This window comes from Nocardia sp. FBN12 (assembly GCF_054031145.1).
The window spans coordinates 783,952-807,945 of the sequence record NZ_CM132926.1 but is presented as its reverse complement, the minus strand read 5'-3'; the positions used below and the strand labels follow the sequence as shown (position 1 = coordinate 807,945).

The 23,994-nt window shown below is 64.1% G+C and carries 20 protein-coding genes; 9 read left to right on the top strand and 11 right to left on the bottom strand.

Going from position 1 to position 23,994, the window contains the following annotated elements; all coding sequences use genetic code 11:
* Positions 1 to 10: 10 nt before the first annotated feature.
* The 5 genes from ACWZHB_RS04145 to ppnP all read left to right on the top strand — a co-directional run bounded on the left by ACWZHB_RS04145 (position 11) and on the right by ppnP (position 3,644).
* Positions 11 to 904: a TIGR01777 family oxidoreductase gene (locus ACWZHB_RS04145; protein ID WP_427906599.1), complete on the top strand. Its 894-nt coding sequence runs from the start codon at positions 11 to 13 to the stop codon at positions 902 to 904.
* Between the two features lie 4 nt (positions 905 to 908).
* Positions 909 to 1,412 carry a GNAT family N-acetyltransferase gene (locus ACWZHB_RS04140; RefSeq protein WP_427906598.1) on the top strand — a complete coding sequence of 168 codons (504 nt, stop codon included), beginning with the start codon at positions 909 to 911 and terminating at the stop codon, positions 1,410 to 1,412.
* Positions 1,413 to 1,525: 113 nt separating this feature from the next.
* Positions 1,526 to 2,275, top strand: a complete 750-nt coding sequence (gene lipB, locus ACWZHB_RS04135) for a lipoyl(octanoyl) transferase LipB (protein ID WP_427906597.1) — start codon at positions 1,526 to 1,528, stop codon at positions 2,273 to 2,275.
* Positions 2,272 to 3,294: a lipoyl synthase gene (lipA, locus tag ACWZHB_RS04130; protein ID WP_427906596.1), complete on the top strand. Its 1,023-nt coding sequence runs from the start codon at positions 2,272 to 2,274 to the stop codon at positions 3,292 to 3,294. Before lipB ends, lipA begins: the two co-directional genes overlap by 4 nt.
* 38 nt (positions 3,295 to 3,332) lie before the next feature.
* Positions 3,333 to 3,644: a pyrimidine/purine nucleoside phosphorylase gene (ppnP, locus tag ACWZHB_RS04125; protein ID WP_427906595.1), complete on the top strand. Its 312-nt coding sequence runs from the start codon at positions 3,333 to 3,335 to the stop codon at positions 3,642 to 3,644.
* A gap of 47 nt (positions 3,645 to 3,691) precedes the next feature.
* Here ppnP and ACWZHB_RS04120 read toward each other — a convergent pair whose 3' ends face one another.
* From ACWZHB_RS04120 to ACWZHB_RS04110, 3 genes are all read right to left on the bottom strand, one after another.
* Positions 3,692 to 4,225 (bottom strand): hypothetical protein, encoded by a 534-nt coding sequence (locus tag ACWZHB_RS04120; protein WP_427906594.1) that lies wholly within the window; start codon positions 4,223 to 4,225, stop codon positions 3,692 to 3,694.
* Between the two features lie 79 nt (positions 4,226 to 4,304).
* A complete protein-coding gene (locus ACWZHB_RS04115; protein ID WP_427906593.1) occupies positions 4,305 to 5,039 on the bottom strand; it encodes a glucose 1-dehydrogenase in 735 nt (244 codons plus the stop codon).
* 156 nt (positions 5,040 to 5,195) lie between these two features.
* Entirely contained in the window at positions 5,196 to 6,623 is a 1,428-nt protein-coding gene (locus tag ACWZHB_RS04110; RefSeq protein ID WP_427906592.1) for a DHA2 family efflux MFS transporter permease subunit, read from the bottom strand.
* A 144-nt stretch (positions 6,624 to 6,767) separates the two neighbouring features.
* On the opposite strand from ACWZHB_RS04110, the gene ACWZHB_RS04105 reads away from it, so the two are divergent.
* Positions 6,768 to 7,769 carry a sigma-70 family RNA polymerase sigma factor gene (locus ACWZHB_RS04105; RefSeq protein WP_427906591.1) on the top strand — a complete coding sequence of 334 codons (1,002 nt, stop codon included), beginning with the start codon at positions 6,768 to 6,770 and terminating at the stop codon, positions 7,767 to 7,769.
* Here ACWZHB_RS04105 and ACWZHB_RS04100 read toward each other — a convergent pair.
* Positions 7,712 to 8,338, bottom strand: coding sequence for a hypothetical protein (locus ACWZHB_RS04100; RefSeq protein WP_427906590.1), 627 nt, complete (start codon positions 8,336 to 8,338; stop codon positions 7,712 to 7,714). The genes ACWZHB_RS04105 and ACWZHB_RS04100 overlap by 58 nt on opposite strands.
* 481 nt (positions 8,339 to 8,819) lie before the next feature.
* On the opposite strand from ACWZHB_RS04100, the gene ACWZHB_RS04095 reads away from it, so the two are divergent.
* Genes ACWZHB_RS04095 through ACWZHB_RS04085 form a run of 3 tightly spaced genes read left to right on the top strand, consistent with a single transcriptional unit; the run spans position 8,820 to position 10,662 of the window.
* Positions 8,820 to 9,035: a hypothetical protein gene (locus ACWZHB_RS04095; protein WP_427906589.1), complete on the top strand. Its 216-nt coding sequence runs from the start codon at positions 8,820 to 8,822 to the stop codon at positions 9,033 to 9,035.
* The gene (locus ACWZHB_RS04090; protein ID WP_427906588.1) at positions 9,032 to 10,273 is read left to right on the top strand and encodes a hypothetical protein; all 1,242 of its coding nucleotides are present in this window, start codon (positions 9,032 to 9,034) and stop codon (positions 10,271 to 10,273) included. The genes ACWZHB_RS04095 and ACWZHB_RS04090 overlap by 4 nt, the downstream gene beginning before the upstream one ends.
* A gap of 29 nt (positions 10,274 to 10,302) precedes the next feature.
* Positions 10,303 to 10,662: a hypothetical protein gene (locus tag ACWZHB_RS04085; protein ID WP_427906587.1), complete on the top strand. Its 360-nt coding sequence runs from the start codon at positions 10,303 to 10,305 to the stop codon at positions 10,660 to 10,662.
* On the opposite strand, the gene ACWZHB_RS04080 is transcribed toward ACWZHB_RS04085, so the two are convergent.
* From ACWZHB_RS04080 to brxC, 7 genes are read right to left on the bottom strand one after another with little or no spacing between them, the layout of a single operon-like run.
* On the bottom strand, positions 10,648 to 11,097 hold the full coding sequence (locus tag ACWZHB_RS04080; RefSeq protein WP_427906586.1) for a TIGR02679 domain-containing protein: 450 nt from the start codon (positions 11,095 to 11,097) through the stop codon (positions 10,648 to 10,650). The genes ACWZHB_RS04085 and ACWZHB_RS04080 overlap by 15 nt on opposite strands.
* Complete coding sequence (locus ACWZHB_RS04075; protein ID WP_427906585.1) at positions 11,097 to 11,384, bottom strand: TIGR02679 domain-containing protein; 288 nt, start codon at positions 11,382 to 11,384, stop codon at positions 11,097 to 11,099. The genes ACWZHB_RS04080 and ACWZHB_RS04075 overlap by 1 nt, the downstream gene beginning before the upstream one ends.
* Before the next feature lie 42 nt (positions 11,385 to 11,426).
* The gene (brxL, locus tag ACWZHB_RS04070) at positions 11,427 to 13,574 is read right to left on the bottom strand and encodes a BREX system Lon protease-like protein BrxL (RefSeq protein WP_427906584.1); all 2,148 of its coding nucleotides are present in this window, start codon (positions 13,572 to 13,574) and stop codon (positions 11,427 to 11,429) included.
* The gene (gene pglZ, locus ACWZHB_RS04065) at positions 13,574 to 16,078 is read right to left on the bottom strand and encodes a BREX-1 system phosphatase PglZ type A (protein ID WP_427906583.1); all 2,505 of its coding nucleotides are present in this window, start codon (positions 16,076 to 16,078) and stop codon (positions 13,574 to 13,576) included. Before pglZ ends, brxL begins: the two co-directional genes overlap by 1 nt.
* The gene (gene rhuM, locus ACWZHB_RS04060; protein ID WP_427906582.1) at positions 16,071 to 16,910 is read right to left on the bottom strand and encodes a RhuM family protein; all 840 of its coding nucleotides are present in this window, start codon (positions 16,908 to 16,910) and stop codon (positions 16,071 to 16,073) included. The genes pglZ and rhuM overlap by 8 nt, the downstream gene beginning before the upstream one ends.
* Complete coding sequence (gene pglX, locus ACWZHB_RS04055) at positions 16,903 to 20,442, bottom strand: BREX-1 system adenine-specific DNA-methyltransferase PglX (protein ID WP_427906581.1); 3,540 nt, start codon at positions 20,440 to 20,442, stop codon at positions 16,903 to 16,905. The genes rhuM and pglX overlap by 8 nt, the downstream gene beginning before the upstream one ends.
* 38 nt (positions 20,443 to 20,480) lie before the next feature.
* Positions 20,481 to 23,993: a BREX system P-loop protein BrxC gene (gene brxC, locus ACWZHB_RS04050; protein ID WP_427906580.1), complete on the bottom strand. Its 3,513-nt coding sequence runs from the start codon at positions 23,991 to 23,993 to the stop codon at positions 20,481 to 20,483.
* Position 23,994: the final 1 nt, after the last annotated feature.

The following is a 23,994-nucleotide window of genomic DNA, read 5'->3' as shown; positions in this document are numbered from 1 at the left end:
GAGGAATTCGATGAAGGTGGTCATCGCCGGTTCGTCCGGCTTGATCGGGACGGCGCTCGTCGCGGCACTGCGCCGCGACGGGCACCAGGTCTCCCGTCTCGTGCGGCGCCCGGCCGCGGCACCGGACGAGTTCACGTGGGAACCCGCGCGCGCCCAGCTCGACGAGCGGGCGTTGCGCGGGACCGACGCGGTCGTGAACCTCTGTGGTGCCGGCATCGGCGATCATCGCTGGAACGGCAGCTACAAGCAGTTGCTGCGCGACAGCCGCATCACCCCCACCGACGTCCTGGCCACCGCGGTCGCCGCCGCGGGTGTGCCGACGCTGGTCAACGCCAGCGGCGCGCACTATTACGGCGTCGGCACCGGTGACGCCGTCGTCGACGAAACAGCACCTGCCGGAACAGGTTTCCTCGCCACGCTGTGCCGCGACTGGGAAGCCGCCACCGAACCGGCCACCGAAGCGGGCGTGCGCACCGTGCTGATCCGCAGCGCCGTGGTGCTGGCTCGCAACGGCGGCATGCTCAGCAAGCTGCACCCGCTGTACTGGCTCGGCCTCGGCGGGCGCCTCGGTAGCGGCCGCCAGTACTTCCCGTGGATCTCCCTCGACGACGAGGTCGGCGCCATCGTCTTCGCGCTCACCCACCCCGAGATCTCCGGCCCGCTCAACGCGGTCGGCCCCGCCCCCGTCACCAACGCGGAGTTCAACCGCGCCCTCGGCCGAGCCCTGCACCGGCCGACCCCCTTTATCGTCCCCGGTTTCGCCCTGCAAGCCCTGGTCGGCGAGCTGGCCGACTCGATCCTGCACGGACCACGCGCCATTCCCGCCGTACTCGAGGAATCCGGGTACACCTACCAGCACCCGACGATCGGCGCCGCGCTGGCCGCCGCCGTCGGCCGAGGCTGAGCCGATGCTGATCCGCGACGCCGACAAGGCCGACCTCCCCGCCGTCCTGGCCATCCACAACACCAACATCGCCGAGTCGACCGCGATCTGGGACACCGACGAAGTCGACCTCGACGACCGCCTCACCTGGTTCGCCACCCGCACCGACGCCGGGATGCCGATCCTGATCGCCGAGATCGACGGCGAGGTCGCCGGCTACGCCTCCTACGGCCAGTGGCGGCCCAAATCCGGCTACCGCTTCACCGTCGAGAACTCCGTCTACGTCGACAGCCGTTTCCAGCGCCGCGGCGTGGCCACCACCCTGCTCACCGCATTGATCACTCGCGCAACAGATTCCGGCCGCGTTCACGCGATGATCGCCGCCATCGAAGCCGGCAACAGCGCCTCGATCGTCCTGCACGAGCGCTTCGGCTTCCACACCGTCGGCGAGCTCCCCGAGGTCGGCCACAAATTCGGCCGCTGGATGGACCTGACCCTCATGCAGCGAAACTTCCCCATCGAACCGTGAATCGGCCCGGTCGCTGGGAATTCGCGGTGCGCGCCGATCGGCCTGTGCTCGCACCGAACCAGACGCTGTGGCCGGGCTGACCGACCGGCACCCCGGGGCGTAACGTCAGAGCTGTGAACGACACGCGCCCCACCGCGTCCGCTCGATTCGATACGACCCCGATCGTGGTCGAGAATCTCGGACTCATCGAATACAACGCCGCCTGGGAGCTACAACGGCAGATCGCCGATGAGCGCGCCGCGGGCGAAGGCACCGATCGGCTGCTCCTGCTCGAGCACCCGTCGGTCTACACCGCGGGTCGCCGCACCGAGTCCGAGGACCTGCCGATCGATGGCAGCCCGGTGGTGCAGGTCGACCGTGGCGGCAAGATCACCTGGCACGGTCCCGGCCAGCTGGTCGGCTATCCGATCATCCGCCTCGCCGAGCCCGTCGACGTCGTCCACTACGTCCGGCGCCTGGAGGAAGCTCTCATCCACGTCGTGTCCGGCCTGGGGATCGAGTGCGGTCGCATCGAAGGCCGCTCCGGTGTGTGGCTGCCCGCCACCGAACTGCTCGCCGAGCGCAAGGTCGCCGCGATCGGCGTGCGTGTGCAGCGCGGCGTCGCCTTGCACGGCATCTCCCTGAACTGCAATTCCGCCCTCGACGGCTTCCAGGCGATAGTGCCCTGCGGCATCAAGGACGCCGGTGTCACCACCCTGACCCGCGAACTCGGCCGCGAAGTCACCGTCGCCGAACTCGAGCCCCTCGTCGCCGCCGCGATTGTTGCCGCGCTCGACGGCGAAATTCCCGTTTCGCCCCATGACATTGATCGCACCACCGCGGCTGCGAACGCGCAGGCCCCGAGCGTAGAGTCGGTCCGGTGACTTCCGTCGACGCCTCTGCCCCCGCCGGACGCAAACTGCTGCGCATCGAAGCGCGCAACGCGGAGACACCGATCGAGCGCAAACCCAAGTGGATTCGCACGCGCGCCACGATGGGCCCCGAATACACCGAGCTCAAGAGCCTGGTGAAATCCGAAGGCCTGCACACCGTCTGTGAAGAAGCGGGTTGCCCCAACATCTTCGAGTGCTGGGAAGACCGCGAAGCCACATTTCTCATCGGCGGCGAGCAGTGCACCCGCCGCTGCGATTTCTGCCAGATCGACACCGGCAAGCCCGCCGCCCTCGACCGCGACGAGCCGCGCCGCGTCGCCGAGAGCGTCCAGTCGATGGGCCTGCGCTACTCGACGATCACCGGCGTCGCCCGCGACGACCTCGACGACGGCGGCGCCTGGCTCTACGCCGAAACCGTGCGCGCCATCAAGGCGATCAACCCCGCCACCGGCGTCGAACTGCTCATCCCCGACTTCAACGCCGACCCCGCCCAGCTCGCCGAGGTCTTCTCGTCGCGCCCCGAGGTCCTCGCACACAACCTGGAAACGGTGCCGCGCATCTTCAAGCGCATCCGCCCCGCCTTCCGCTACGAGCGTTCCCTCGCCGTGATCACCGCCGCCCGCGAGGCGGGTCTGGTCACCAAGTCCAACCTCATCCTCGGCATGGGCGAAACCCCCGAAGAGGTCACCGAGGCGATGCGCGACCTCCACGAGGCAGGCTGCGACATCCTCACCATCACCCAGTACCTGCGCCCCAGCCCGCGCCACCACCCGGTCGACCGCTGGGTGAAGCCGGAGGAATTCGTCGAGCATTCCCGGGTCGCCGAAGAGCTCGGCTTCGCCGGCGTCATGGCAGGCCCACTGGTTCGCTCCTCGTACCGGGCAGGCCGCCTCTACGCCCAGGCGATGGCCCACCACGGCCGTGAGATCCCCGAAGCCATGGCCCACCTGGCCAAGGAAGGCACCGCCTCCCAGGAAGCCAGCTCGGTCCTGGCCCGCTTCGGCAGCTGACCTAGACTAAGGGTCCCCTCATCCCCTCGGAAGGACCCATGTCGAAGTTCGAGAACGTCTCCGTCAGCAAGAAGGCCAACGTCTACTTCGACGGCAAGTGCGTCAGCTACAGCCTCGAGATGCCCGATGGCGCCGCGGTGTCGGTCGGCGTGATCCAGCCGTCGTCGCTGCGCTTCACCACCAGCGCGCCGGAGATCATGGAGCTGGTCGCGGGTGAGGCCAACGTGACGTTGGCCGGGATGACCGAGGCCATCACCTACCGTGCGGGCGAGTCGTTCAAGGTCCCCGGCGACAGCGCCTTCGACATCGAGGTCGTCGACACCATGCACTACGTCTGCTACTACGGCTGACGAACCGGAGCCGGGGCGACCAGCGCGGTCGCCCCGGTTCGCCGGATCTACTTCACCAGGAACTCGTCCTTGTACAGCCGGTTGGGCCGCGGGGCCGTGGCCTCGCTCAATTCCACCTGAAAGTCGCTCTCGCGCTTGTTCCTCGGCCGGTAGCTGCCACCGAAGGTGACCATCACCGAACCGCCGACACTGTTGGTGCCCCGCGCCGAGACCGTCTCCCGGCCCGCGTTGAACACCGTCGCCACATCGCGCCCGTCGTTGCCGACCGCGATCTGGCCGTCATGGAAGAACTGCACGAACGTCCCGTTATCCGCACCAACGGTCGCGGCGATCGTGTGACCCTTCTCCGGGTCGAGTTCGAATTCCGCATCGCACTGCTGACGCCGATCCACGGGCCCGGCCGTCCCGAGCGTGCGCCCGATCCCGAGCAACACAGTCTCGCCGAGGGCATTGTGCCGCTCGCAACCTTCTTCGGTCCACAGGTGGGTGGTCGACCAAACCTTCACGCGCCCGTCATCGAAAAGCGACACCCGGTCGTCGGTGCCGTTGCTGATCAGATATTTCGCACTGTTGGGGGCCATAACTCCATCTTCCTCGCTTTCGCGCGCCGAGATCACCCGTTCGGGTGAGCCGATCGCCCACCGCGCGCTGCACGCCAGGTCAAAAGCTTTTGTGCGGTACACCGACGGTCAGACCACCGTCCACCACGAACTCCGCGCCGGTCGAATACGAGGACTCGTCGGACGCCAGATACGCCACCAACGCCGACACCTCATCCGGCTCGGCCGCCCGCGCGAGCGGAATCTGCAAGAAGTCCGCCGGAATCCCCTCGGTCATCGGCGTGGAAATCAGCCCCGGGTGTACCGAATTCACCCGAATCCCCTGCGGCGCGAGCTCCAACGCCGCCGACTTGGTGAGCCCACGCACCGCGAATTTCGTCGCCGTGTACCCGTGCAAACCGGGACTCCCCCGCATCCCCTCGACCGAGGAGATGTTCACGATCGACCCGCCGCTCTTCATCGCGGGCACGGCGGCCTGCATCCCGAGAAACGTCCCGGTCAAATTGATATCGATGATCCGCTGCCACTCGTCCAACGCGAAGTCCACCAACAGATTCCCGTTGACGATCCCCGCATTGTTCACCAGCACATGCAGCCCACCGAACTCCTCGACCGCCGCCTCCACGATCTCCGCCCACTGCGCCGGCTCCCGGACATCGAGATGCCGATACACCACCGCATCCCCGAGTTCGGTTGCCACCGTGGCACCTTCGTCATCGAGCACATCCCCGATCACCACCGACGCACCCTCGGCGACAAACCGCCGAGCATGCGCCGCTCCCATCCCGCGCGCACCACCACTGATCACCGCGACCTTGCCGGCCAACCGTCCCATGTCCGCATACTCCTTCGTAGAAACCGAACCCCCTCACACCGTACGAGCACGAGCCATCCCGGCGGGCCACTTTCTAGAACAGGTTCCACTTGTGGTGAGAACGGGCGTGGACGCTTGGGCGCCCTTCGAGATGCGATAGCCGTCGAATCCGATCACTCAGGACAAGACCCGGACACCCGGTTCGTCCGCGACGCCCTCGCTGGGTTTCACGTCCCGACCGGGCAATGCGAGCGCCACCACCGCCCCGAGGAACGACAGCACCGCCCCCGCCGCGACCGCGGGCACGAACCCGTCCACGAACTCCGAGATCGACCCGTACCCACCGAACCCAGCGAAGATCGCGACCACGACGGCGATCCCGAACACCCCGCCGAGTTCGCGCATCATGCTGTTGGCTCCCGCCGCCTTACCGATCGCCCCGTGCTCGACCGCACCCACTACCGCACTCTGCGCGGTCGGAATCGCCATCGACACACCCACTCCCGCCACCACCAGCGGCACAATCATCGCGGGATAGGACATTCCAGGTTCCACGATGAGCGCGATCCAGCCCAAACCCACCGCCTGCAGCGTCAGCCCCACGGTCATCAACGGCCGCTCCCCCACCCGATCCGCCAGCGCTCCGGCCAGCGGCGCGCAGAAGAACAGCGTCAGCGTCCACGGCAGCAGCCGCAGCCCCGCGCCCAGCGGCCCGTAGTGGAATACCAGCTGCATGAACTGCGCGAAGAAGAACACCGCGCCGAACAACGCCGCGAAGGTCAGGAAGATCGCGACATTCCCCGCCGCGAACCCCCGCGAGGTGAACATGCGAACCGGGAACATCGGTGTGCGCGTGCGGGATTCCCACACCGCGAACAGAATCAGCGCCAGGATCCCGCCGCCGAGCGTCACCACGATCTCCGGATCCGGCCACCCCGCGATATTGCCGCGCACCAGCCCCCACACCACACCCAGCGCACCACCGGTCACCAACGCCAGCCCGATCCCGTCGAACGCCGTGTCCGAGCCGAAGCTCTCCGGAATCCGAGCCAGCACCAGCGGAATCGCCACCAGCCCGATCGGCACGTTCACCCAGAAGATCCAGTGCCACGACAGCCCCTCCGCGATCGCCCCGCCCACCAGCGGCCCACACGCGACCGCCAACCCGGTCACACCCTCGAGCACCCCGATCGCCACCCCGCGCCGCGCCGCCGGATAGGCGGCCGAAACCAGCGCCAACGCCAAACTCATGATCAACGCCGCGCCCACACCCTGCACGACCCTGGCCGCGATCAGCGCCTCGACCGAGCCCGCCATCGCGCATGCGGCCGAGCCCGCGACGAAGATCGCGAGCCCGAGCGCGAACATCCGCTGCCGACCGAACCGGTCACCGAGCACCGCCGCCGGGATCAGCAGCACCGCGAAGCTCAAGTTGTAGCCGTTCACCGTCCATTCCAGCATTTCCAGCGACGCCCCGAGATCGTCGCGAATCGTGCCGAGGGCGGTCGAGACAACCAGGGTGTCCAGCGCCGCCATCATCGAGGCGACCGCGGCCAGGGCGAGCACCCAGCGCCGCGTACCTTTCGAAACTGTCGGTGTATCCACGAGGCTTCCTTCCGATAGATCGAGCCTGCACACATACAGACCGACCACCCGGGAAAACTCATCGCGCGCGCACCGATGACTTCACACCACCTGCCCGGTCTGTATTAGCGGGCCGCCATACGCCCAGGCAGAAAGGGATTTCGGATGATCGACACCGACGAATTCGCGTTACGCACGCAGCCGTATCGACGCGAACTGCTCGCCCACTGCTACCGCATGCTCGGTTCCCTCGACGACGCCGAGGACCTCGTCCAGGAGACCATGCTGCGTGCCTGGCGCGGATACGCCGACTTCGAAGGTCGCGCCTCGATGCGCACCTGGCTGTACCGCATCGCCACCAACGCCTGCCTCAACGCCCTGGAGCACAGCAGTCGCCGCGTCCTCCCCTCCGGCCTCGACGGACCGGCCGAACACCCCGAAAACCTGCGCAGCGCCGCCGACTCGATCCCCTGGCTGCAGCCCATTCCGAACATCGTGATCGACCCCGAAACCACCGACCCCGCCGCGATCTTCGCCACCCGCCACGGCACCCGCCTTGCCCTGATCGCCGTCTGGCAGACCCTCCCGCCCCGCCAGCGAGCCGTCCTGATCCTGCGAGATGTGTTGCGCTGGAAGGCAACCGAGGTCGCGGACCTACTCGAAACCACCCCCACCGCGATCAACAGCGCCCTGCAACGCGCCCACGCCACCCTCGCCGATCACACCGCCGACGCCGACCACATCACCGAACCCGACGATCCCGCGGTCAGATCGGTCGTCGATCGCTGGGCGGCCGCGTTCGAATCCGCCGATATGACAGCACTCGCCACCCTGCTCATAACCGACGCCACCTGGGAAATGCCGCCTGTGCCCGACTGGTTCGCCGGCCGCGACCAGATCATTCGCCTGATCACCACGCAGTGCCCCGCCCGATCAGGCACGGCGCGCATGATCCCCGTTGCGGCCAACGGCCAACCCGCCTTCGCCCTGTACATCAACGGCGAGGCCCACTCCCTCCAGATCCTCACCGCGACCCCGACGGGCGTCACCCGAGTCGTGGCCTTCCACGGACCCGAGCGTTTCGCCCCCTTCGGCCTCCCCGAACGGCTTCAGCAGGCGATATTCGTCGCGCCCGACGACTCGAACGAAATGTGCACGTGGTCATAGTGATTCTGCGTCGGGCTGCCGCGATCCTCCATGTAGGACCAGCCGTTGCCGTCGTTGTAGCGCTGCTGCCAGATCACATAGGTGACGCCGAAGCGCGCCTTGTTGGCCAGCACGAAATCGGCGATCGTATTGCCCAGCGCGGCATTCGATGTCATCACGTCGAGTGCCTGCCCCGCGCCGTGGTCGCCGTCGTAGCGACCGTGCGCACCACCGATGTCGGCGACTCCGAACATCTTCTGCAGCAGGTTACCGACCTGCGCCACATGCGGCAGAGTCCCGTTGAACTCCGTCCCGCACAACACCTTCACCTTCAGCGCCGACAGCGCCGCCATCTCGTCATCGGCCCGGACGATCGGGCCCGGCTGCGGCTGATCGTTCGTCGGCGCGGCGGCGATCGGATCGGGTTCGATCGCCGAAGTCGACAGCGGTTCGACCGAAGCCACTGCCTCGACGTCCGCACCCGGCCGCATCACCATCATCAACATGCCGGGAACGGTCGCCGCGAGACTGCATACGGCCAGCGGCAGGCGACTCTTGGGAGCCGACGGTTTGCGATGCGAAGCAGTCACGTTGTCTATCACCAGTCATTGTCGAGAACAGGTCACTGTCAGATTACGAAATGGTCGCGGAAAAGTCACGCCCAGACACATACCAACAGTTGGACCAGCATCTATCACCGACAACGATCGCGCAATCCTTCCCCCGCGTGTCGCGGGCGTGGGCGGCACGGCCCTGTCGACCGCACGTGAATTCGAATTCCTCCCGCACCTGGCGTCATCGTCGCCGGGATGGCGATTATCGGCACCACCGCGCGCCCCATCCGTCGGCACCCGCGTAGCGCCGACCGACCTCCATGACTCCAATTCTGGCTTATGGCAATTGAATTCGAGCATGAACCGCTCGGCATCATCCACCGATTCGTCGGCACCATCCACCGATCCACCCCCACGATCCACACCCCGACGATCACATCAAGAACCCGGTACCGGCAGTATCGTTAACAACCACCAGCGGTACAGACTGCTGGACACCACGTCAAAGGAGACGGTTGTGCCGGATGCCCTGGATCAACTCACCGCAACACTCGGCGTCTCACCACCACCCGACTTCGCCACCCTCACCCCCGACGAGCTGACCCGCCTCGACGACTACGTCCGCACCGCCCTCGATCACCGCAAGGCCGCCCTCGACGGCGCCCTCGACTCCGGCATGCGCCTGATCCCCCGCCTGGCCCGCCCCGCCGTCAAGAAGGTACTCGGACTATGACCGCCACCCACCACACCGCCGCCGAGCTCGCCAAACTGGCCCGCGTCCTCGACCGCGACCCCGCCGACCTGGACTTCCTCGCCACCCTCCCACCCGAGGCCCTGCGCGAATTCCGCGACCAGATCACCGATCTCATCGCCGGCCGCGAAGCCCGCCGCATGCAGCGCATCGGCGCCGCCGCCAAACTCGTCCCCGCCCCCATCGCCGCCAAGATCACCGAAGCCGCCTTTGGCCCCGTCCTCGCGGCCGCGGTCGCCGGCTCAGTCGACCCTTCTCGCGCGGTATCGATCGCCGGTGCCCTCTCTCCCCAGTTCCTCGCCGACGCCACCCGCACCCTCGACCCACGCCGAGCCGCGGAAGTGATCGCCGAGGTCCCCGCCCCGATGGCCGCGGCCGTCGCCAGCGAATTGATCCGCCGCGGCGACTATCTGACGATGGGCCGCCTCGCAGGCTCGGTCCCCGACTCGGTCCTGCGCGCAGCCCTCCCACACGCCTCCGACCTCGACATCCTCCACGTCGGCTACTACCTCGAGGAAACCTCAGCCGCCGACCGCCTCCTCACCCTGGTCGCCGACCGCGTCCCCGGCACCATCCGCGCAGCCCACAACGCAGGCGAATGGCCCAAGGCCATCACCCTGTTCGACCTCCTCGGCCCCACCGAACGCTCCAAACTCGCCGACGTCGCCGCCGCCCAAGAAGACGAAGTCATCGACGGCCTCCTCACCGCGGTAGCAGACCTCGACGCCTGGGACACCTTCCTCCCCGTAGCCGCAGGCATGAGCCCGAACCCCCTCCAACGCCTAGCCCAACGCCCCACCATGCAAAACCCCACCCTCCTGACCGAAATCACCGACCTGGCCATCACCCAAAACCTCTGGCTCTCCTTACTCCCCCTGACCACCCACCTCTCCCCGACTCAACTCCACACCGTCGCCGACCGGGTAGCCACCGAACCCGACGCCTCCCTGACCACTCTCATAGAACAAGTCCACACCGAAAACCACTGGCCCACCCTGCTCCACATCGCACTCCATCAAGCCGCCCCCGCTCGAGCCCGCACCCTCACCCTCCTCAACGAGTCCCCCGACCTGGATTCCCTCGTCGCCACCATCACCACCCAGGACCCCACAACCTGGCAAGCCATCTACGAAGCCCGCGACGAAACCCCCGAACCCCTCCGCACCCTCCTGGCTACGCAGGCGACTCGATGCGGTCAACCGAACCCAGCCTCGACCTAACCGCCGACCGCCCCAATTACTCTCCGCCCATGCACGCAATCGGCACCCGCCGGCGAAACCAACCCGCCCCACCCCACGCGATCTTCGCCGCCCTCACCAACCCCGATCGCGACCCCACCCGCCCCTGGCTGAAATTACTCAAAGACGAACAACGCCCCACCGTCCTCGACAGCGAACACCCCACCCTCGTCATCTGGTCCACCCTCTGGCCCAAACACCCCTCCGCCCGCCTACATTTCGACCTCCCGCCCGACAACCACGGCGGCACCAACCTCCGCTGGACCCTTTACGTCGCCTCCCCCGACCTCGACACCTCCACCCTCGGCCACCTTCGCCACCGCATCAACACCCTGATCAACGCCAACCTCCGCCGCTCATTCGGCCAATAATCCGAACCGATCCGCACTGCATGCCGGTATCGGAGGGTCTCGCGCGTGGCCGAATCGGCATGCGCATTCAAGGACGACACCCGCCAGCGCCCACAACCGCCGCAACTCACCCGCATCGGTCGGTACCGGACGGTCGTGAATCACCGCCAATGCTCGAATCACCATCGCCTGCAAGCGAGTTCCATCATCCAGCGCATGCGGATCATCTACCGTTTCATCCGCGAAAACCGGCAACGGCTGCCCCTGCGCCGGAATCGCCCCCAGAACCCGCAGCGCCGACTCCAACAATGTCCGCGTTCGTGGAATGGACTGCTCGACCAGCCCCGCCCGCTCCATCGCCGCCACCCACCCCGCGCGCACCGGCTGCGCGGCAACCACCGAATGGGCGCCGAGCCACTCCCACAACTCCCGCCGGTCCAACGACCGTGCTGCCATCAAGCAGCCCTGTCCTCGATCGGACCGACCATCCGCTCCACCACGTCCCGACCGGTCAGCCCCGTCAGCTCGACCAACACAGCGTCGAGCCGCGCGCAGTTGACGGTATATTCGGCACCGGGCAACGCGGCCATCCCGAACAGATCGGCCAACGCCGTCCGCTGCTCGGTACCCGACATCGCGACCTTCACCGAAGCCACCGCCCGCCCACTGCCGAGCCGGTGGTGCAACGCGTGCCACAACGGCATCAAGTCCGCTGACAACGCTGCGATGGGAACCTTCGGCATATCGAGATGCTACTGCTACTCGAAAGTGCGCAATGTCAACTGTCACTTCACTTCTCGAATGTACGTCACTCCGAATGCCCTGACTTGGCGGAACTCCTGGCGGGTACTTCCGAATTCGAGCCAGCCGCCGTCTTGCTTCTGAAAGATGTCGAGGCCACGGCCGAGGTTGATACGCCATCCGTTGTCTGTACGGATCCAGCGATCGTGCCCGCCGGGATCTTTGGCCACCTCCATCTCGATGCCCTGTTTGGCAGATCCCTCCATGATCTGATTGAGCATCTGCAACTGCTTCTTCTGGTACTCCGGGGCGGCTTCGAGCACAGTGAACAGTTTGAATTTCACCTCATCGGCCGGGTCTTTGGCCGAGGCTATCAAGGCAAGCAACTCGACGAGGTTGCGGCCCTGGTGGCTCATTCGGATGTACGGGTCGTGCAGCTCGATCTCGGACGCGCCACGCAGGTACGGCATGAGCAGAGACTCATAGGAGAGGCCGCGTTGATTCTCGACGAAGTCGCGCTGACCCTGGAATAACTCCGCTGTGATCGCGCCGGGCAGGGCCACTGCCTCCGCGCCAACCGCGCCTGGTGCGCGGCCAATCGGATCGGTGAGATCCCCACCATCGTCCACCGCGTCGGGGCCGCCTCGGTGATAGTGCCGGGGGTACTCGTCCTCCTCCAGGGTGGTGACCGCCGTCCATTCTCCCGCGAGCGGCTTGTACCCGAACTTCACCGCAGCCATGGTGTCGTCTATCCGCAGGATCTGATCCTTGACGCGCTTGCGGCCCTCGACCGCGAAGTGCAGAATCTCCTCGATCTCCTCGGCGGTGGCCTGCTCATGCGGGTAGAGCAGCTTCATCAGACCGGAGAAGGTCTTGTGGATGCCGTCACGGTCACGGGTGGAGATGTCCGAGCCGAGGGTGAAGTACCGCTGGTAGCGGTCGGAGTAGTCGAGGTCGCGCATCGACTTGAGAACTTCGGCGATGTAGTCGACGACAAAGCCGTAACCGCCGCAGAACATCTCGCTGCGGATCGTGTCGATCTCCCAGCCGGGAATGTAGAAGTGCAGCCGGTCGAGGTAGGCCGAGTCGTGATAGCTCTCGGGGAGCTCGTCGAAGAGGTCTGAGTGCTTGAGCATGTATGGCACTGTGTGCGAGGTGTTGCCGACGAATACCATCGACGCCTCCGCGCCCAGAGTCTCGACACCACGGGAGAACGACTTGTTCGCCATGTAGTTCTTCATGATGTCAACCAGCGCTTTGTCGGCGCGCTTCTTCTTGCCCGCGAACTCGTCGAACGCGACGACGTCCCAATAGCCGAGCAGGCCGATCTTGCCGTTGGCATTGTTCACGAACAGTTTCGGCACGGTGATCTCGCCGCCGGAGATCAGCATGCCGTGGGGCGAGAACTCGGAGTAGATGTGCGATTTACCAGTACCCTTCGGGCCCAGTTCGACGAGGTTGTAGTTACGTTCAACAAACGGGATCAGCCGGATCAACTGCAGCATCTTCGCACGTCGCCCGAACATCTCGGGGTTGAAGCCGATCGACTGGATCAGCAGCTCGATCCACTCATCCGTGGTGAACTCGGCGCGAGCGGCGAGGTAACCGGCATAGTCGAAACTCGACATCTGGATCGGCTGCAATCGACCCAGAATCCAGGGCACCAGGCGGGCGTCGTCGCTGTGGAAGTATTCGATGTCGCACAGGCACCACACTCCTCCCACCAGCAGTTTCTGGTTCGCGTTCACCGTGCTCGGGTCCACGACCACCCCGCTGATGCCGAGGTTCGCGAACGACGCCTGATAGACGTCGTCCTTCTCGTTGAGCGTCACACTGACCCGGTCGATGATCCGGAAGCGGCCCTTCTCACGGATCTTCGACTTCACCAGCTCCGACTCGTTGCGGTGCACGTAGTGCTCAGCGAGGATCCGGCGCACCTTCTCGATGCCCTCCTGGATCGTCGCCTCGTCGTCGGTCGCGGCGAACTGCCCGAGCAAATACTCCAGCACGTAGGACGGGACGATCGCATTGCCTTTGACGGCCTTGACGAGGTCCTTGCGTACGACCGCTCCGGGGAAGTGCGCGTTGATCTTGCGATCCAGCGCCGTCGGCTCGGTGACAGCGTCCGCGGGATCGTCGTCGAGCGCCTGCTCGTCGAGGGCCGCTTCGGTCAGGTCGATGTGGTCGCTCATCAGAAATCCCATCCGTCGTCACCGGCGAAGGCCCGTTTGATCGTGTACGGCGCGCTCTTGTATTTCTTCCACTGGTCCGTGCCTTCGATCGGCTCGGAGAGCCGGAATTCGACGCTGTGGTTATTGGCCTCGTCCGCATCTTTACTGAGCAGCAGTGTCACGCTCTGGAACCGGTCGCGTCCAGCATCGCTACTCGAGTCGAAGGTCATCTCCTTCTCGTCCGAGATGAGCGTGTCGCCGAAGTAGAGGCCGACGCGCAATCGCCGCGCAGGCTTGTGCGGCTCCACCTTGGTCGATTGATACAGCTTGACGACGACCTGCCCGGTCGTGATCCGATCCGACTCGGGATGGACGTCGACGTTCACCGGTGTCACGGTATCGCTGCGACGTTTGTTGATCTGGATCACCGGCACCACGATCTCCTGCAACGAAGCACCCCCGTGGACGAACTGGAATCCGGCTCCAGGCTGCACGATTCGCTGGATCGAGTTCGGAATCTGCATTTCCAGCTCACTCGACAGTCCAACCTGGTCCGGCTGGAAGGTCGTGAACGCGGAGTCCTTCTTGAACCCTCGCCCGAGCACGTAGCGCCTTGTCGACTTCACGATCTGCTCACCCTGCGGTTTCACCGTCAGGTTGAACTGCGCAGCCAGCTTGGAACGCTGATAGAGGAACCCGTGATCGGCGGTGACGATGATGTTCGTAGCGTTCGCACTCGCGAGCTTCTTGACGATGTCGATCAACTCGCGAACCGCGTCCGCTGCCGCCGTGAATGCTCGGTGCTCGGAGACCGCCTTGTCACCTGTCGCATCGATCGTGTCGTGGTAGACGTACACCACCTGATTCGACGAATACAAGTCACGACGATCGGCCGGCTTCATCTCGACGAAGTCCTTGGCCTGGATCGCCGCACCGCCGACAGAATTGAGAATCTTGTCGCGGTTCGTGGTGCCGTCGGACCGCTGTCCGTCGACCAGTACCGGATCACCACCCTCGGAATGCGCCAGCGTTGTGTGCGGAAGCAATGCTGCCATCCCGAGTTGGGTGTAGGACGGCAGCACCCCGAGCATGGCGTCAATGGCGGCGGAGAATTTATTCTCGCCGCGAATCTTGCTGCTCAGTTCGTCGGCGACCTCGTACCGGAGCGCATCGGAGACGATCACAACGGCCTTCTTACGACCCTTGAGAATCGGCGCGACGTAGTGGTCGTAGAACGAAGATTGGGAGGTCATGCCGAGGGTGCGCCACTGGGTGACAGCATCGACCTGCTGCTGCCACGCCACCCCTAGCGGGGCGAGGAAATCGGTGACATACGCCTTCTCAACCAAATCTGCCAAAACCTCGATCGGCTGCTTGAACTCGGCGGTCAGATACGCCTGAGTGAACTGTCGATAGCGCTGGTCGATGCGGAACCACTCGTCGCGATACCGTGTCAGTCCCTCGCCGAAGCTGGAGATCTGGTAACTGGCGTTTCGGATCGCCGGAAGCAATTCGGCTGCGGCGCTGAGCCCCTCATACAGGGTTGCGTAGTCGTCGAACCAGAAGCTGTCGCGCCGCCGGGCGCTGATCGCATCGTCGATTTCGCGGTACGGCATAGTCTGCGTGCTGATCCCCTCGACCAGCCGCCGGATCACTTCACGCTCGCTGGCATCGAACACGTCAGTGACCTTCAGCGTCTCCCACGCGATCTCACTGACGTGGTCGGCGTAGTCGAGGTTGCCCTCAACGGTACGGGCCAGCGACTTCATCGCTGCACTGCTGCGCTTGGAGTCGCGGAAGCCGCGGAAGTCGAGGGCGAGGTTGCGCGCCTTGTTCGACTCGGTGACCCCGAATTTGTCAACGGCGCGCTGGAACATCCACAGCACGAAACCCGCCACCGTCGGCGCCGGTGACACGTACCCGTAGATGCCAGCGGCTCCTGCCCAGTAGAAGTCCGCGAGCCCGTGGGTGGCGAGCGCGTCGAACCCAGCGGAATCGTCGTCGGCGTGGCGCATGAGCAGTGTGCGGGTCAGTTCGGAGAAGCTGTGCTCTTTCTGGGTCAGCAGTACCGCACACATCTGCGCCCGCACCACCGTCAAGTCATCGCCGAGCAATGGCAGCGCGGTGAGCTTCGCCACCAGCTTCGCGTCGTTGAAGAACAGCGGATGCTGGGCGATCAACTCGTCGGAACCGGGTGCTGTCAGCCCGAGGTCAACGCGCATCAACGCGACCCGGTCGGCGGTGAACACCGGACCGTAGGCCAGCTCGACGTCGAGCAGCCAGTTCCCGACGCCTTCGGGCACACGCCCGCAGCGATAGATCAAGAATTTGGCTGTCGGTTCCGCGCGCAGCACACGATGCTTGATAGCGAACTCGTCGTCGGCGACACGCAGCACCGTCACCCCGTTCGGTGCGTGTGCGTCGAGGTCTGCCGCGTAATCGCCATCGACGTCGTGCCACACCACGATGCGCCGTGATTCGAAACGGGCCACTAGATGGTCGGCGATCGCGGGACTCCTACTCATGCTGCGACCCTTCAGTTTTCGCTTCCAGCTCGCGCAGTGCCGCGAGGTCGGCCATGTCGGCCTCCAATGCCGCCTGGTGTTGTCGAGCCGCATCGAAATCTGCGTAGCGGTTTTCAGCGAGTGCGCGAGCCACCTCCGCTCGCACAGTGCCTGCGTGGGTGAGTAGTTCGCGATCGTTGAAGGCGAGGAAGGCGTCGAGCTTGTTCGCCCAATCAGCCATCGTCATGGCGGTGCGCCGCTCGGCCTGGTCTTCGGCATAGTCGAGATACATGGTCACGATGCGGTCGAGTTCGCTGATCTCCGCGCTGGCGAGATAGTTCTTCGCGGTGACGACGTCGCCCTTGCGTACTACGGTGCCTGCCCAGGTGGTGAGGCCCATGTCGGGCGTCGTGGCCCGGATGGAGCGGATGCGCTCCAACCACTCGTCGAAGTAGTCCCACCCGTCAGCGGCCTTCAGCTTGGCGTCGTCCATAGCGAAGCCCTTGACGAGATACTCGCGCAGCACGCTGGTTGCCCACTGACGGAACTGCACGGCGCGCGGTGACGTGGAGCGGTAACCGACGGCGAGCACCATGTCGAGGTTGTACACCTTCACCTCGCGGCGTACCGGCCGGGTCCCCTCGGTGCGAACAATCAACTCAGAGTTGATTGTTGCCTCGCTCACCTCGCCATCAGCCAATACGCGCGCGATGATCTGCTGCACGTTCTGGAGTGAGGAGTCGTACAGCTCGGCGATCTGCGCCTGGGTGAGCCACACGGTGCCACCGGATGCGCGCAGCTGCACCCGCGCGCCATCACCGGACTGATAGAGGATGATCTCGCCATCACTCATCGCTCGCCTCCAAGCCGACGATCTTGCGCACTGCCGGGTAGAACTTCGGGTAGTTCACCTTGACGCCGTCGTCGAGATCGATCTCGACCCGCTGTGTGGCAAGGGGATAGAGCACGTCGTGTTCGTAGTCGCGCAGCTCGGCGAGCACCTTGCGCAGCCGATCGGCTTCCTTCTGATCCTTCGCCGATGCCCCACCGGCAGCCGCCGCTTCGGCACGCTCGAGTGCCTTGCGCAGCTTGTTCTCGTACTCGCGCAGATACTCATTGAGGACGGTCGAAACCGTTGACGGGGTGTACCTGTGCAGGTAGATCAGCGCGTTGAACGAGCCATTGGGGCTGGAGAACATCCAGTAGATGGGGCGCTTCTTGTAGCGCTTCACATGATCGTCGTAGAACTTCGACTTGCCTGCCTTGGTGATGAAGTAATCGCGCAACGTCTTCACGCCCAACGATTCCTCCACGAACCGCAGGCTCTCCTCGAAGTGCTCCGCACCGAACGCAACCTTCAGGAACTGCCGGAATTGTTCGACAACGTCATCTTCGAACCAACCGTCATCTACGAAGGGAATGACGTTGTCGGCATCCGGCATATACCTGACTTCACTGGCTGAGCCTGCCGCAACCTTCGCGAGATAGTCTTGGCGCGTTGCGCCCTGATCGGCGAGGATCAGGCCCGGCTCATCAAGACTGTAGCGGCCGAACATGCAGCCTAGCGCGTAGGAAATCAACTCTGCGGCGAGATCCGCTCGCTCCAGAGCCTCATACTCGGCAGCTGTTTTGCCAGGTCCGTATCTGAACTCGACGTTACGCGTTAACGAGACCCGATGCAGCGGCACATCGGTCGGCACCTCACCGATCAAGCCGTATGCTTCCGCGACGACGCGATTATTCTCAACCTCGCACTCCTGCTGGCGTTTGGCAAGAACCATCGACTCGGCCGAGTAGGCGTCAACTGCATCCACAAGGTTCGCCGATCTTAGGGGCACAAGCGGATTGCTGGTGAAATCCCACGATGTCTCGAAACTATCCCAATCACCTTTTGATGCGACCAAAGCATCGCTCACGGCTTGCACATTCAAGGAGGACCGCAATTTTGGGGTTGGCATATTTCCTACAGCCGCAAGCCGAAAGTCCAAAGTGGGACTGGTTGCCGCTAGGACCACTCGGAGGGCAGAGCTATTCATAAGTGACAGCAACTGAATCATGTCAGATTCCGGAGCGAACAGCGATGGTGCGGTTGAGTCAAATAATTGCCCCTCCGGATACCAACGAATTGAAAACTCACCGGAGGTTACTCGCCCCCATGAAAGTGAAGACTTAAAGTACCGGTCTTCACTGCGGATTGACTTCGTGTATGAACCGCCATACTGCTCAATTACCTCGGACTTTATCTCAGCACCATCTTGAGCCCAGTTGATTACGAACTGCTGGTTTCCGTACCACCGCCTGAACTCTCCGCCTTTCTTGTGCGGAAACCAGCGCCCGCCCCGTTCGCGTGCCTCACTACGGCTAGCGCATGTAAATTCAGAACGAGACATAGAAACTTCCCACCAGGACCTAAGATGCCGTGCATTATCGCCGGTCGTCAGGCCTTCTCTAAGCTCGACCTGACTTTTCAGCGGAAGACCACGCGTAAAGGCGGCACGCACGGCGTCCGAGAGCCAGTATGCGATCGGCGCCCCAGGCACCTTTGCGAAGTCCTCAGATGAGGCCATAAACCGCCACTCGCACTCGGTTCGCTGTGCGGCGTCTAGCAAAGCGGTGCGTTTCGCAGCTTCGTTCTCTCCATCAACGACACGGACAAATCCTGCGGGGCGAGAGGTATCTCGCCCCGGTTCGAGCACAAAGGCGGTCGTTGACACGACAGAGCCGCCGATCGAATCGAAGGCTCGTTCACCGAGATGGGCCATCGATACCGGCGGGCTGAGACGAACGATCTTCTTACGTAGCACTTCGTAGGAGGAGATGAACATCCACGACTGCATCGTGATCATGGCAGTGGCACCGTGGGAAACTGTCAGCGCCAGGCATCGCTGGATGAACATCGCGAAGAGGTCCGACTTCGCATCCTTGAACTCGGACTTGGCGAATTCGGCAAGCCGCGCATCCATGTTCTTGCTGCCCATGTACGGCGGGTTGGCAGTGACCACCGAGTACTCGCGGCTCAACATCTGCGCCTGAGAAACGGCCTTGCGCGCGCGGACCAAGGTGTCGTAATAGAACGTCGCTTCCTGGTCTTTCAGGCGTGCCAAGGCCGCAGCCGCCTGCGCGGTCACATCTGCGTCCGGTCGGATCAGCGAACCCAATATGTCCGCGTCGCGGAACTGATTCCAGAACGCCGCTTCGGCATCCCGGTCCCCATCCTTCGTGATGAGCAGATCCAGCTCATCGGGCGTGAAGGAAATCGGCTCGATCACGCAGACCTGTGGCGGAACTCCCGAACGAGTGAGGAATCGGCGGTCTTTCGCCCGCGCCTTCATCGTGAGCGCGAACGCGGCGAGCGCTCCGGCGCGAGGGTCGATCTCGGTGCCGTGGAGGTTATGGGTGAGGATCAGGCTCGGGATCTCGGACGGCGCGTAGCCCTCCTCGTCATAGATCTCATACAGCAGATCGAAGGCATAGGTGAGCATGTGGCCCGACCCGCACGCAGGGTCGATCACCGTCAACTCCTCCGGCCCCGAAATCTTCAGGAAGTCGCTCTCTTCGTCCACCGGCGCGATGTAGTAGTCCATCCGCTCGATCAGACGGGATTTCGGGCGGTTGAGCATCCACAAACGCCCCAGCGAGTTCTCGAGAAGGTAGCTCACGATCCAGTGCGGAGTGAAAAGTTGGGTAGCGGCGGGGATCTCGTCGGCACCGGCCTTCTTGTTCTTGCTGAACCCGGCGAAGACCTCGTCTTTGCGTTCCGAGATGTAGAACTGGTAAAGCCAGCCGATCACTTCGACGTCGTCACAGACCTTTTCGGTAAGCACCTCTCGGGCCCGCGACAACAAAGCCCCATCCGCGAGCAGTCCTGCGGGCACCAGCAGTTCGGTGTAGGCGCCCTCGGCCTCGAACATGAACGGCATCGTCTTGTGCCAATAGCGGCAGTACGCGGTCAGCAGCAGCGCATAAGCCTCACCCTCGGCATCGGTGCTACGGCGGCTGCCGTCGAGCAGACCGGTGATCGCGTCGTGGACGCGAGGATTGGCGACAACCTCGGTGTCGAGGTCGCCGCGCTTCGCGTCGGCCAGGATCTCCGACTGGCCGTGTGCCTGGCCGTGGGCCGGCGAGACGACCCCGGCGTTGGTGTAGCCGTGGGCGTCCATGAAGCGCAGCGCGATGAGCCGGTTGAACCAGGTGTAGGCGACCTTGTCGATCACGTGCTTGCGACCGTGGTCGGCGATCGCCGACTCGAGCAGGCGCACCGTCTCGGTGCTCTCGCTACGCGCGAGGGATCCTGAGCCGAGCACCGCCGACAGGCGCGCCTCGACGGCGACGATCAGTTCGCGCCGGGCGGACTTCGCGAAGCTCTCCAACGGTTTGGTGTCCATGCTGCGTCCTTGAACTCGTGCCCGCGAGGGCGTGGGCACTAGAGCGTGATGCGCTTGTTGTCCTTGATCGTCGCGAGCAGCGTCGCGCGCAGCTCAGCGAGGTAGGCGTCGACCTGCTCCGCTGTCTCCAAAACCCCACCGGCTCCTGGCATTTGAATCTTCTTGATCGAGATGCTCTGCTTCGCTGGCGGCGGCACCGGCACAACCGTCGATTCGCCATCGACGGGTTTTTTCGGTGTCGGAGCCTTCGCGGCTTCGAGCTCGTCGAGAATCGCCGGGTAGATCGTGTCCGTGAACTGTTCGGTGAGGTGCCGGATCGTCGGGATCTGGATCTCTTGTCGTATCCGGGTCCGCAGCTGCTCGGTCTGGCGGGTCACCGAGCTACGAGCTGCCTCCGTCGCCGCAGCGAACGCCGCGCTGCCCGGCACCAGATTCCAGTACTCGTCGATTTCCGTTGTGGCCGCGCCGCGTTCCTTGGTGAGTACACCGTCGAGCTGTTCGCGCAATGCCGTGACCGCGCTGCCGAGTTGTGTGGTCTTACTGCCACGGAAGATCTGGGCGTCCTCGAGCGCTGTCTCGATCCCATCGGCGACTCCGGCAGGCAGGTAGCTGATGTTGGTGCTGTTGGCCTGCATGAATTCACGGGCGCGGTCGTAGATGTCGCGCTGGTTGCCGTTGAGGAACGCCTTGATCGGATCGATCGCGTTGTCCTTGGCGTCGAGCAGATCGTCGGCACCGGCGAAATGCTCGACGAACCACGCCGGCGGATTGGCGCACAGCTCGGTCAGGAGTCTGATCGGCTCGTCGAGCTGGTCGATGAAAGGGTAGGTAGCAGCGGCGCCGGAACGCAGTGCTTTCAACTCTGCGAGTCGCGCTTCGAGATGGTCCTTGCCGACCCGGCCGAGTTCGGCGGCATCCTTGGTGATCGCGCCGTCGTCGGTGAACTCTATGACGAACTTGCGGAACAGGTTCACGACCTTCTGGTCGTAGACCCGCTGCGGCGCGACAATCAGATTCGGATAGCGCTGGGTATTACGCAGCACGCCGACGATCTCCGTCCGCGCCAGCGTCTTACCGTCGATCTGCATCTCGATCTTGGTCTGGCCAGCGAGATAGGCGACCACGGCGGCGACGGACCACTGGTCCCAGCCGTAGGGCTTGGCCGTGTACCGCGCGAGGAGTTGCTTCATCGTGACCATCTCGTGCCGCTTGCCGCGCATCACCAGATGTCCGAGCAGATCGCCGGCCGGGACATCGAGGACGCCACCGGTCTCGGCGACCAGGCCGTCGGCCGGGCTCACCAGTCCGCCCAGGCTCTGCTCGCTGAAGGTCTTACCGCCGAGCATGCCGAGGTTGGTATAGGTGGCGGCGATCACCTTGCCGAAGCCGTCGTTGATGCGATTCTGCGCATCCGTGGCGGTCACCTCGAGGATTCCGGCGTTGTGGATCAGTGTCGACGCCCCGGCCGCTGTCCGGAGACGTTCGACGATCTCCTTCTCCCGCTCGGCGTTCTGGGAACCCTTCTCACCGAGAATCCGGGTTTCGACCGGGGTGCGGCTCGACCCCTGCGCACGCTTGACGTACTTCTCCGTCTTCAGCAGCAGACGCAGGTCGGCGAGGATCCGGTTCGCCTCCACGGGGAGCGCGACGCGAAGTTCGTCGAGCCCCGAGCTTTGCGACTGGATCTGCTCCAGACTGAAATCGGTCTCCGGGCTGATGAAGTGCAGCGACAACTCGTACTGCTTGCCGTACGGCACACCGTCGAGCTTGTAACCGAACGCGAAGTTCTGGCCGTTCTTGGTACTGACTTTCGTGGCCTTCACCACCGACTCGGCGAGCAGCTTGTTGAGTTTCGCGGAGACCTCGGAACTGTCGATGTCGACGTCCTTGATCTCCTGCTCGATCTTCTGCTCCTCGTTGGTCAGGTAGTCGTAGAGGTCGCCGTTGCGCTGAATGTAGGTCTGCGCCTCCAGCGTGTTCAACGCCTCGACCACATCTTTGCCGAGCTGGGTCAGATCGACGCCGAAGCGGTCGTAGACCAACACCGTGAGATTGCGGGGTGTGGCCCTGAAGCTTTCGACGTACTTCACCAGGAACAGTGCTTTGAGCAGCCGCACGGCGAGTGAGCTGAGCTTGCCGCTGGCGCAGGCGTTCTCAGCGTTGATGACCGCACGCTGGTTGGCCGACTTCAGCGATCTCCGGATGCCCTCGAACATTTGGTCGAAGGACGCGAGAGTGCCGAGCGGGCGGTCAGCGAGGCGGGTAGCGACTTCTTGGACAACGCCGAGCATGGAACGCTCACCGACCGAGCTGTTGCGGCCCTCGAAGATGTTGTGGTCACTGATCGACTCTATCGCGGCCTGGAACAGCGGGAATTGGTAACCGACGAACGGGTACGTTCCGACGAAGTGCTGCTCGTCGCGGTAGTTCGAATAGTGGCGGCCCTCGACGAAGTCGAACAGGGTCTTGAAATTCGCATGCTCCGCGTCGTAGATCGCCTTGATGTCGGTGCTCGCATCGTCAGTTTTGGCCAGGAGGCGCTTGCGAATGACTTCTTCGACGTCCTGGCTGGTGAGTTTGAGACGATTCTTAAAGCGCGCCTGGATCTTTGAGAAGTCGCTCGCCTGCTGTTTGGTGCGGTCGCCGCCGACCTTCTCCATATCCTCCTGGGAAGTCACGAAGACCCACGCCCGCCCTTGGCATTTGGTGGCCAGCGATTCCGCGATGGTTTGTAGGTTCAGCATGAGCTGGGTATTGGTGCCGATGAACTGGCCGACCTCATCGACGAAGAAATTCAACCGGTAGCCAGCGGGCTGCCGGTTGAGCCACGTCGCGACCTCGTCGGCGAAGTCTTCGATCGAGACCGAATGGTTGTTGCTGTACTGGCGGATGATGCCGGGGCTCTCGGAGCCGTTGACCTCCGCGAAAGCCTTGTCGATGTTGCCCGCTTCGAGAGCGGACTGTTCTCGGCCCTGGGTCCACGGGATTCCCGCGATCCGCCCGAAGGATTCCTTGAAGGCGGCGTACTGGTCCCGGGAGTCGAGGTCGCGCTCGAACCGGGCGATATGGCCTTGGTTGCCGTAGTAGCCGCGGGACTCATCGAAGATCTTCACGAACACCTTGAGCAGGGCGTCCTTCTGGTCCTTCGAGATCAGGGTGGCCTTCTGGTCGATGTTGAACAGCAGGCTCTTGGCTTCGATCCGCTCGGCCTTGTCGATCAACGCCGGGAGGAACTCGCCGTCGGCTTTCGCCCGAAACTGTGCGCAGACGGTGGCACGGGGGAGGTCGTGGCCGTCGATGTCCCCGAGCAGATGGGCGAGCATCTTCAACAAGTGCGACTTACCGGAGCCGAAGAAGCCCGACAGCCACACACCGTTGGCGTTGGTGTAGTTCGTGTACGCCTCCAGTGCCTGCTCGACGCCTTTGGCGGCCTCGTTGGTGAGGACGTATTCCTCTACCTCGGTCACTAGGTGTGACGTTTCGTCGGCCTTGATGACACCCTCGATCGAACGGTCGATCGGCTTGGCGAAGATCTCATTGATCGTGGTCATG